The 2,505-nt window shown below is 30.6% G+C and carries 1 protein-coding gene and 1 pseudogene; both read left to right on the top strand.

Going from position 1 to position 2,505, the window contains the following annotated elements:
- The first annotated feature begins 336 nt into the window (after positions 1–336).
- A pseudogene (locus CWATDRAFT_RS31085) lies at positions 337–1,961 on the top strand (IS1634-like element ISCwa1 family transposase).
- Between the two features lie 177 nt (positions 1,962–2,138).
- A partial coding sequence (locus CWATDRAFT_RS31075; RefSeq protein ID WP_042713030.1) for a tetratricopeptide repeat protein occupies positions 2,139–2,505 on the top strand: 367 nt, incomplete at its 3' end.

The following is a 2,505-nucleotide window of genomic DNA, read 5'->3' as shown; positions in this document are numbered from 1 at the left end:
GGCAATCGCATTAAAATCTGAGATGCGTGATCCAGTAAAGATTTTAGAATTTCAGTACAAATGAACGGCGATCGCGAAACCTCTTATGCAGTCAGCTTTTCAAAAATTAAATGCGATTGCCCTGCCCCCCCAAACTGTTTTGATGCGCGAGCGTCAACTCCTAAAAGAGAGAAAACAATCCGATTTTATGCTAATAACCCAGATTCCGCACTTCAAAAAGTAGCATTAAATACTACAAGCCTGGGGTTAATAATTAAGTATAATTACTTAAGCTCTTGAAGACAAAAAAGTGGGATAATTGCTTAAGTTGTTTCCTCTGTAAAAAAAGAGCGAAAAATGTCTTATTTAGAAGAAATACAAGTTAAAAATTTAGACCATTTAGGGATAGTAGCTGGTTTAATTGATGAAATAGGAATAGTCAAAATAATTAATAATAAATTAGGAATAGATGTTAGAGAAAAAATCTCAGCAGGTACAGTAGTTAAGTCTATTTTAATCAATGGACTAGGATTTGTTTCAAGACCTCTATATTTATTCAGTCAGTTTTTTCAAGATAAAGCCATTGAGAAATTGTTAGGAGAAAGAATTAAACCTGATTACCTTAATGATGATAAAATTGGGAGAGTAATGGATGAATTATATAAATATGGACTAAATGATATTTTTATTGAAGTAGTTTTAGAAGTAATTAAAAAATTTAAAATAGACCTTAAATGCTCCCATTTAGATTCCACATCATTTCATTTAGATGGAGAATATAAAAGGGAAGAAGATAAAGAGAAACAGGAAGAAGAAAAAATTATTAAAGAAAGACCAATTTTTATTAAGAAAGGATATTCTCGGGATCATAGACCAGACTTAAAACAATGTGTCTTGGATTTAATAACAAGCCAAGATGGAGATATTCCATTATTTGTGAGAGTAGGAGATGGAAATGAATCTGATAAAGCTGTATTTGGAAAAGTTTTAGTAGAATTCAAAAAGCAAATAAAGTTTGATAGTATCATGGTTTGTGATAGTGCTTTATATGGTCAAGAAAATCTCCAACTAATCCAACATTTAAAATGGATAACGAGAGTTCCAATGACCATAAAAAAAGCAAAAGAATTAGTGCAAAATATAGAGGTGGAAGAAGTAAAAGATGAAGATAAAGAAAAAAGAAGTGACCTAAATTTAGAAAGTTATACCTGGAAAGAAGAAATTGTTACTTATGGTGGAATCAAGCAAACTTGGTTAATAGTCTTGAGTGAAAAAAGACAGAAAAGTGATTTGGAAAAACTAGAAAAACAACTTTCCCAAGAAGAGAAGAAATCCCAAAAATTTCTTAAAGAAATACAATCTGAAGAATTTGAACATCCTCAAGCTGCTCGATATAAATTAAAAGCTATTAATAAAAAATTGAGATTGTTGGAAATAAAAGAAGTTGAACTGATTGAAACTTACTCGAAAAAAAGGAAAAGATTTATAAAATGATTAGTCTGATCATCAAAAAAGATGAAGAGATAAGTAGAAAGACTAAAGAAGCAGGAAAATTTATTTTAGCAACTAACTTAGTAGAGGAAAATAAATTAGAAGCTAGTGAAATTCTGATAACTTATAAAAACCAGCAATCTACGGAAAGAGGATTTCGATTTTTGAAAGATCCCTTATTTTTTACTGATAGTTTCTTCGTTGAAAAACCAGAAAGAATAGAAACAATGTTATTTTTAATGTCTTTGTGTTTGTTGATTTATAACTTGGGGCAAAGAGAATTAAGAAATTGTTGAAAAAGAGTCAAAAAAGGAATAAATAATCAAGTAGGAAAAGTAACATTGCGTCCGACTTTGAGGTGGATATTTCAATGTTTTCAAGGTATTCATTATGTGATTTTAAACGGAGTTAAACAAATTGTCAATTTAACAGAAGAAAGGCGTTTTATATTGAGTTTATTACCTGCATCTTGTCAAAGATATTATCTATAAATTGAATTGGATAAAGCAAAAATAATAAAAGAATAAGAGTCTAATGATATCAAACGAGAAGAGGAAACTCTCCTTCGTTTGTGCTGAGTCTTGCTAAGTTTTCAATGAGTATAAATCTTCTTAATTTGATTATTTTTCCTAAAAATTTAATGAAAAGAGAAATATTCTTGCCCAGGTATGATTTTCGGACTTTTTAAAACTATTTATTTTTTTATACTACATTTTGAAGTGCGGAATCTGGGTTTAAGGAAGAAATTATTAGGGGATGAACACCCTGATGTCGCTACCAGTTTCAATAATTTAGCAGGACTTTATTACTCCCAAGGAAGATACACAGAAGCAGAAACCTTATACAAGGATGCTTTAGCTTTAATCAAGAAATTGTTAGGGGATGAACACCCTGATGTCGCTACCAGTTTCAATAATTTAGCAGGACTTTATCGTTCCCAAGGAAGATACACAGAAGCAGAACCCTTATACAAAGATGCTTTAGCTTTAAGGAAGAAATTGTTAGGAGATGAACACCCTGATGTAGCAACGAGTT

It is taken from the genome of Crocosphaera watsonii WH 8501 (assembly GCF_000167195.1).
Classification (GTDB): domain Bacteria; phylum Cyanobacteriota; class Cyanobacteriia; order Cyanobacteriales; family Microcystaceae; genus Crocosphaera; species Crocosphaera watsonii.
The sequence above is the reverse complement of the archived record's forward strand: the minus strand, read 5'-3'. Positions and strand labels throughout refer to the sequence as shown.